This is a genomic window from Microbulbifer sp. SE14 (genome assembly GCF_059834885.1).
Genome location: NZ_JCBAJA010000057.1, coordinates 1 through 8,289 on the forward strand (window position 1 = coordinate 1; position 8,289 = coordinate 8,289).

6 protein-coding genes are annotated in these 8,289 nt (G+C 60.8%); 3 read left to right on the top strand and 3 right to left on the bottom strand.

The window, feature by feature from the left end; genetic code table 11:
* Positions 1–313 precede the first annotated feature (313 nt).
* Positions 314–1,021, top strand: coding sequence for an OmpW/AlkL family protein (locus tag AC6R19_RS22445; RefSeq protein ID WP_500582102.1), 708 nt, complete (start codon positions 314–316; stop codon positions 1,019–1,021).
* A gap of 103 nt (positions 1,022–1,124) precedes the next feature.
* Here AC6R19_RS22445 and AC6R19_RS22450 read toward each other — a convergent pair whose 3' ends face one another.
* Positions 1,125–2,078 carry a glycoside hydrolase family 43 protein gene (locus AC6R19_RS22450; RefSeq protein WP_500582103.1) on the bottom strand — a complete coding sequence of 318 codons (954 nt, stop codon included), beginning with the start codon at positions 2,076–2,078 and terminating at the stop codon, positions 1,125–1,127.
* Between the two features lie 229 nt (positions 2,079–2,307).
* Complete coding sequence (locus AC6R19_RS22455) at positions 2,308–3,693, bottom strand: MFS transporter (RefSeq protein WP_500582104.1); 1,386 nt, start codon at positions 3,691–3,693, stop codon at positions 2,308–2,310.
* 427 nt (positions 3,694–4,120) lie between these two features.
* Here AC6R19_RS22455 and AC6R19_RS22460 point away from each other — a divergent pair, with 427 nt between their 5' ends.
* Positions 4,121–4,864, top strand: coding sequence for a FadR/GntR family transcriptional regulator (locus AC6R19_RS22460; protein WP_500582105.1), 744 nt, complete (start codon positions 4,121–4,123; stop codon positions 4,862–4,864).
* Between the two features lie 227 nt (positions 4,865–5,091).
* On the opposite strand, the gene araD1 is transcribed toward AC6R19_RS22460, so the two are convergent.
* Entirely contained in the window at positions 5,092–6,087 is a 996-nt protein-coding gene (araD1, locus tag AC6R19_RS22465) for an AraD1 family protein (RefSeq protein ID WP_500582106.1), read from the bottom strand.
* Positions 6,088–6,429: 342 nt separating this feature from the next.
* Between araD1 and AC6R19_RS22470 the strand changes: the two genes are divergently transcribed.
* On the top strand, positions 6,430–8,166 hold the full coding sequence (locus AC6R19_RS22470; RefSeq protein WP_500582107.1) for an IlvD/Edd family dehydratase: 1,737 nt from the start codon (positions 6,430–6,432) through the stop codon (positions 8,164–8,166).
* The last annotated feature ends 123 nt before the right edge of the window (positions 8,167–8,289 follow it).

Here is an 8,289-nt window from a genome sequence, read left to right on the forward strand (position 1 = left end):
CACCCCTTTGGGGCAGCCTTTCGGCTGTGCAAAACGGCTGTCCGTACCGTTTTGTCATTCGGGCCATCCCTGGCCCTCACCCCTTTGGGGCAGCCTTTCGGCTGTGCAAAATGGCAGTCCGTGCCGTTTTGTCTGTTGGCGGGGATTGTGTGTTGCGTTTGCAACCGGGTTCTCATTTCCGCTGTAAACCCGGTAATGCTCCTGGCAGACGGGGGCATCAATCCTAGACTTCATGCGGCTGTTACGGGTGACCGAATAATAACCCGCTCCCGACTCACAATAATTTTCCGCGAATAATTGCCAGGAGAAACCGATGAAACTTCCAGTGAAGCTGCTTTCAATCGTTGCTGTCGCCGCTGCGGCCAGTCCGGCCCTAGCCTACGAGCAGGGCAGCAAGATAGTGCGCTTTGGCAGCGCCACCGTCAGCCCCGATGTCAGTTCCAGCCCGCTGTCACTCACTATCGATGGCACCGAGACCGAGGCGACGGGCACCAGTGTGGGTGTGGACGACGCCAGTACCCTCGGGCTTACCGGCGTCTATATGTTCCGCGATCACTGGGGAATCGAGGTGGTGGCCGCGCTGCCGTTCCAGCACGACCTGAAGGTGGACGGTCTGCTGGAGCAGACCCTGGATCTCGGTACCACCAAACACCTGCCGCCTACCGTCCTGTTGCAGTGGTATCCGATGCAGAGCTCGTCGCCGGTGCAGCCCTACCTGGGCCTGGGACTGAACTACACCGTCTTCTTCGACGAGGAGCTCTCTGGCGGCGCCGAGGAACTATTCGCGGAACTGGGCGCGACGGACGCGGAGATGTCCATAGACTCGTCCGTCGGCATCGCCGCCGAGGCGGGCATCGATATGGCGTTCGGGGCCAGCAACCAGTGGATGTTCAACCTGTCGGTCTGGTGGGTGGATATAGATACCACGGCGGATATCGATGCCCCCGGATTCGGCAGCATATCTGCCGACGTGGAACTGGACCCGCTGGTTTATATGGCCGGCCTCGGCTATCGATTCTGAGACAACTTCGTTCACCTGGCGGCGGACCCTGATCCTGGGTCCGCTGCTTGTTTTGATCGCTGGATGGCAAAAACCAGCCGGGAAAAGGCCCACCAGGAGCCCATCAGGGCTCCGCGGGGCTGCCGAATATCGGCATGCCGTCTTCCGACCAGCCGAACGCCTTGATATAGGTGTGCCGGTTCGGATCCCACAGCGGATCCCCCTCGATTTCCGTATAGGTGCGCGCGTGGTAGACCAGGATATCCTGCTTGCCATCTTCGGAAACGGTAAAGCTGTTGTGCCCGGGGCCGTAAATACCGCGCTCGTAACAGCTCTGGAAAACCGGCCGCGGCGATTTGGCCCAGCCGGCGGGGTCGAGCAGGTCCGCATCCTCGTCCGCGTAGAGCAGGCCCATGCAGTAATTGTGATTGGTGGCGCTGGCGGAATAGCTGATAAAAATCCGCCCGTGCCGTTTGATTACCGCGGGACCTTCATTCACGGCGAAGCCAATTTTCTCCCACTCGAATTCCGGTACCGTCAGGCAGACAGGCTCTCCGGAGATACTGGTGGGGGAATCCATCGGCGCGATATACAGGTTCGAATTGCCGGGGATGCTCGGCCCCTTCTGGGCCCATAAATAGTAGCGCTGGCCCCGGTGCTCGAAGCTGGTGGCGTCCAGGCAGAAGCTATCGATGCCCGAGTCCACTTTGCTCAGCTCCCACTCGCCCTCCAGGGGATTGGCGGCGCTGGTGGTTAGCGCGTACATGCGGTGTTGGAACAGCTCGTCGACGATTTCCCGCGACGGCGCGGCGGCAAAATAGATGGCCCAGGTGCCGTCGATAAAATGGATTTCCGGCGCCCAGATCAAGTCGGAGTAGGGGCCGCTGTCGGGCTTGCGCCACACAGTCACCTTGTCCGCGCCCGCCAGTCCGGCGAGGGTTGGGGAGCGGCGCAGTTCCAGGCGATCGTACTCCGGCACCGAGGCGATAAAGTAATAGAAACCGTCGCTGTGCCTGTAGATAAACGGGTCCGCGCGCTGCTCGATCAGTGGCTGCAGTAGAGAAGTGGATTCACTCACATTCAACTCCAAATTTTTTTCGTTTACAGCTTTTGGGATGGTGATAAACATGGGTAACTACTCGTCCCCTGTTACCACTAAGAGAGGCTTGAGCGGCCCTGTTGCCGGTGGCCATTTGGGAAAAAGCCTCATCGGCAAACATTTCCCAAATGGCCCCCGGCATCAGGGCCTTCGCATCTGGCTGTGGCATTCTTTTCTGAGTCCCGATGGAGAGTAGCTACAGCACCCCCTAGACATTGGCTTCGTAGGAGGTACCCTGCGCACCGCTGTCGCTGTCCAATGGCTTCACTTCGCCGCGCTTGAGCGCCCGGTAATAGTCATCGGTAATCACGTAGCGGCGCATCAGCAGGCCCATCAGGAAGTGGAAGAAACCGGGGATCACGGTCAGCATCAGCGCAATGCCCATCAGGGAAAAGTCGCTCTGCGCCCGATCGGGCACATAGTCGAAAAATGCCAGCAGCCAGCCCACCATGGCGCCGGCGATACCCATCCCTGCCTTCTGGAAAAACGAGATACCGCCGAAAGCCAGGCCCGAGGCGCGCTTGCCGGTCTTGGCCTCGCCGTAATCCACCGCCTCGGCGATCGCCGACCAGAATACCGGCGCGTGTAGGTCCACCACGAAAGAGAGCAGGAAGAAGAGGGCGAATGCCAGCACCAGGTCTCCCGGGCTCACCGCGAAGAACATCAGTACACTGAGCGCCCCTACCAACAGTTGGCTGTGGCTGAACAGTTTTACTTTGCAGTAGCGCTTGGTGATCCAGGTGGAGGCGACCATCGCCAGGATGGCTGCCACCACGCCGGTGGCGAGGAACATCGACAGTGTCTGCGCATCCCCGCCCAGGTAGTACTTGGCGTAGTAGGCGGCGACGGAACCGCGCACCACATAGCCGATGGTGCCCACCAGGCAGACGCTGGTGAGAATCAGCCACTGGTCGTTCTGCAGCAGGTTTTTCGCCTGGGCCAGCAGCGGGGTGCGGTCCGGCTCGTAGTGGACCCGCTCCTCGGTCGCAAAGAAACAGAAGACAAACAGGGCCGTCGCCAGCAGGGCCATCAGGCCCATCGCTGCCTGGTAGCCCCGGGCCAGCTGGCCCTCACCCCAGGAGGCCGCCAGTATCGGCACCACAATAGTGACCAGGAAGGCGGCGATCTTGGCGAAGAAGAGCCGGTAGCCGTTGGCCGACAGCCGCTCCTTTGGATCGTCCGTCAGCACGCCGATGATGGAGATATAGGGAATGGTGACCGCAGTAAACATCAGCGTCACCAGGATATAGGTGGCGTAGGCCCAGACCAGTTTGCCGTTGTAGTCGAAGTCCGGGGTGCTGAAGGTCAGGAATACTGACAGGCCGAAGGGCGCTGCGAGGAACAGGAAATAGGGGCGGTAGCGTCCCCAGCGGGTGGTGTAGCGGTCGGTGATGGTGCCCATCAGGGGATCGGTGACCGCGTCGATCAGCCGTACCAGCAGGAACAGCAGGGCCATATCCTCGGGTCTGAGGCCGTAAACGTCGGTATAGAAGAAGGCGATGATCAGCATCATCGACGAGATGACGACGTTGACGGCCATATCGCCGGCACCGAAGCCGATCTTCTCGAAGATGGAGAGTTTATTGGATTTCATGCAATTTCCCGTCTATCGCTGGGGCCGGCAGCCCGGGACTGGCCGGTTGTTCTTATCGTGTGATTGCGATATATATATTATTGTAGTACTAATGTAAAGCGAGATTGGAGGGGGCCTGCTTCAACAGATAAGAACACAATTGGCGCAGAATGCACATTTTCACAGGGGAGTGGGCGCGGCGGAGGCTTCCGGGTCTGGTGTGCGCGGTCGATCACCGGGATGGGTAATTCGGGCGGTTGCAATCGGTGCGCGGGTCGCATAGCCGTGGGGTGATATGGTCATAAAGTAGGCTGAATGCTGTACCATTGACTCCCGGCAGAGAGTAGAATGATTTTTCAGCCAGTTCCGGCTTTCCGATCTTCCGGTTGTCGGAGTTCGCAGGATTCTTTCCAGGCCGGGGACGGCACTATTTATCAAGGCATTTACTATGGCTAAGCAAGTCAGGGAGGGCAGGCCGCGGAGCGTGCACGCCTGGGTGGCATACGAATTGGGGACCCGGATCGTCAGTGGTGTCTACTCGCCGGGAGAATACATTCCCAACGAGGCCACCATCGGCGAAGAGCTGGATGTCTCCAGGACTGCGCTGCGCGAGGCCTTCAAGATCCTGACCGCAAAAGGACTGATAGAGTCCCGCCCCAAGCTGGGCACGCGGGTGCGGCCGAAAGAGTGCTGGAACATGTTCGACTCGGACGTGCTCAAGTGGAGCTTCGAGTCCACGCCCTCGCCGGAATTCCTGCGCTCCCTGTTCGAGGTGCGCGAGATCATCGAGCCCAATTCCGCAGCCCTGGCGGCCAAGCGCGCCACGCCGGAACAGATAGCCGCAATCGAGAAGGCCTACCTCGCCATGGAGGAGGCGGAAGCGGGCACCGAGGATGTGATCCTGACGGATATCGATTTCCATATGGCCATCCTGAGGGCCACCAACAATGAATTCATGATCTCCCTCGGCCAGTCGATCAAGACAGCGCTGATGGGGCTCTTCCGTATCAGCAGCGCGGAGGAGTCGGAGTTTGTCGCCTCCCTACCGGGGCACAAGGCGGTGTTCCTGGGTATCCGCGATGGCGATTCCGAGAGGGCCAGGTTCGAGATGAAATCCCTGCTCTCCAAGTCTGTGCACCGGGCGCTGGACGTCCTGGAGCAGGGCAGTGCGCCGGTGGATATTGCGAGCTGATCCGTAAGCGAAGTGGTGGGTACTGATAGGTGAGGGTTTCGATCGGCCCTGCGACCGGTGGCCACCCGGCAAAAAACCGCATCGGTAAATATTGGCCGGATGGCCACCAGTCACAGGGCCTTGCATTGTGCTAGCCGAAGAGTTTAAAACCCGATGGCTTAAGTGGTTACTGCACAAAAAAGGGCGACCACAATGGGTCGCCCAAAGGGAAGGACGCCAATCTCGCGTTACAGAGGTTTGACGGCTGGAACCTCCCGCTCCACCACGGCCAGGCGGTTGCGCAGTGGCCGGCCGAAGGCTTCCGCCTCTATCTCGAAACGGTCGCCGTCCCGTGCCCGAATGCCGTCGCCGAAGCTCAGGGTGGCCGTGCCGAAGAAGTGCACGTGCATGTGACCCGGGCGGCAGAAGCCCGCGTACTTGAAGTGGTGCGCCTCCAGGTTGGCGACTGAGTGGGACATGTTCATTTCGCCGCTGAGGAAACTCTTTTCCCAGATGGTTTCGCCATCGCGCACTATCCGCGAAACTCCCTCGATATTCCCGGGCAGATCCCCCAGCAATAGTTCCGGGCCTATGGCGCAGGGGCGCAGCTTGGAGTGGGCCAGGTAGAGGTAGTTCTGCCGCTCGGTGACATGGTCGGACAGCTCATTGCCCAGCGCGAAGCCGATGCGGCGCGGGCTGCCGTAGGCGTCATTGATGTAGATGCCGGCGATCTCCGGTTCCTCGCCCGCATCCAGGGCAAACGACGGGCTTTGCAGATCCCCTTCCGGCGCGGCGATGCTGTCGCCGTCTCCCTTGTAGAACCACTCCGGCTGTACCCCGATTTCCCCTTCGGTCGGCTTGCCGGCCTCGACACCCATCCGGAACATTTTCATGGTGTCGGTGAGCTCCTCCCCGGTGCTGGCGCTGTTCTTCGCGTGCATCGCGGCGCGGGTGTCGGCGCTGCCCAGGTGGGTGAGGCCGGTGCCGGCCACCATCAGTTGGGTTGCCTGCGGGTGGTCGATCGGCGACAGGATGCGGCCCTCTTCGATGATCTTCCCGTAGTCGAGCCGGGCGTCTGACAGCAGGTTCTCGACCAGGGACTGCAGGGGCCGGCCGGATTCCATCGCGCGGGTGGCGAGCTGGTAGACGCTCTCCACCCCGGACAGCTGCTCGACGGTCTCGCGGTCGATGACCGCGGCCACGGCGCGCTGGCCGCTTTCGGTTGTGAACTGGATCAGTCTCATCGCTTCTCTTCTCTTATTGGCTGATATCAATACTCGCCCCCCTGTTGCCAGTAAGCGGGACTTGCGCGGCCCTGCTGCCGGTGGAAGGTTGCGGGACACGGGCTAGGCGCCCCCGCTATCAGGACCTTCGCATCAGGCCTTGGCATTCTTTCCGAGCCCCGACGGGAGCTTCACGCTGGCGATTTTTTATATCATACAATATGATGTATAACAATTAAGGCGGATAACCACCTGGAATTGAATCGCGACCGGCTGGATCATACGGGTCTCAACAAGCCGGTTGTCCGCCAAATGTAAAAGTCATACAATAATAGTTATGAGAGAATAAATTGGGGTCCAAAAATGGCCAGTGACAAGAAGAAAACAGTTTTGCGGTCGGCCAGCTGGTTCGGGACACGCGACAAGAACGGTTTCATGTACCGCAGCTGGATGAAGAACCAGGGCATCCCGGATCACCACTTCGAGGGCAGGCCGGTGATCGGCATCTGCAATACCTGGTCCGAGCTCACCCCCTGCAACGCCCACTTCCGCAAGATCGCCGAGCACGTCAAGGACGGCATTCGCGAGGCCGGCGGCGTGCCGGTGGAATTCCCGGTGTTCTCCAACGGCGAGTCCAACCTGCGCCCCACTGCCATGCTGACCCGCAACCTGGCCGCCATGGATACCGAGGAGGCCATCCGCGGCAACCCGATCGACGGCGTGGTGCTACTGGTCGGGTGCGACAAGACCACTCCGGCCCTGCTGATGGGTGCGGCCAGCTGCAACCTGCCCACCATCGTGGTCACCGGCGGCCCCATGCTGAACGGGAAGCACAAGGGCAGGGATGTGGGTTCCGGCACCCTGGTGTGGCAGATGCACGAGGAGTACAAGGCCGGCAATATCTCCCTGCACGAATTCCTCAGCGCCGAGGGCAGCATGTCCCGCTCTGCCGGCACCTGTAACACCATGGGCACCGCCTCCACCATGGCCTGTATGGCCGAATCCCTGGGCACCAGCCTGCCGCACAACGCCGCCATTCCGGCGGTGGATTCGCGCCGCTACACCCTGGCGCATATGTCCGGCATGCGCATCGTCGACATGGTGCACGAGGACCTGACCCTGTCGAAGGTGCTGACGAAGGAGGCCTTCCACAACGCCATCCGCACCAATGCGGCCATCGGCGGATCCACCAATGCTGTGATTCACCTGAAGGCGATCGCCGGGCGCATCGGCGTCGACCTGAGCCTGGAGGACTGGTCCGAAGGGCGCGGCGTCCCGACGCTGGTGAACCTGCAGCCCTCCGGCGAGTACCTGATGGAGGATTTCTACTACGCCGGCGGCCTGCCCGCGGTGCTGCGCCGCCTGGGGGAATCCGGCAAGCTGGACCGCGACGCGCTGACCGTCAATGGCAAAAGCCTCTGGGAAAATGTCCAGGATGCCCCCTGTTACAACGACGATGTCATCCGCACCACGGACAACCCGCTGGTGGAGAACGGTGGTATCTGTATCCTGAGGGGCAATCTGGCGCCCCGCGGCGCTGTGCTGAAACCCTCGGCGGCCAGCCCTGGCCTGATGAACCACCGCGGTCGCGCCGTGGTGTTCGAGAGTTTCGATCACTACAAGAAGCGGATTGCCGACCCGGGCCTGGACATAGATGAAACCTGCGTGATGGTGCTGAAAAACTGCGGCCCCAAGGGCTACCCGGGTATGGCGGAAGTCGGCAATATGGGCCTGCCGCCGAAGCTGTTGAAGAAGGGCGTCAAGGATATGGTGCGCATCTCCGACGCGCGCATGAGCGGCACCGCCTTCGGTACAGTGGTGTTGCACGTGGCCCCCGAGGCCATGGAGCTGGGCCCTCTGGCAGCCGTGCGCGATGGCGACATGATTCACCTGGATGCGCAAAACGGCGTCCTGCAACTGGAAGTTTCCGATGGGGAACTGGCCGAACGCCTGGAGTCACTGAAGGCCAACCGGGTGATCGCCTCCACCGGCGGCTACCTGGAAATGTACCGCGAGCGGGTGTTGCAGGCGGACGAGGGCTGCGATTTCGACTTCCTGGTGGGCTGCCGCGGTGCAGAGGTGCCGCCGCATTCGCATTAAAGATGGGCCCCCTGTAGGAGATGTAATAAAGCGGCGAGGCATTGATCTAGCTTTGGAAGGGGTCAGTCCCCTAATCTGGTTGAGATTGAATCACAAGGTCGCTAAGCGCCTTAAACCAGAAGG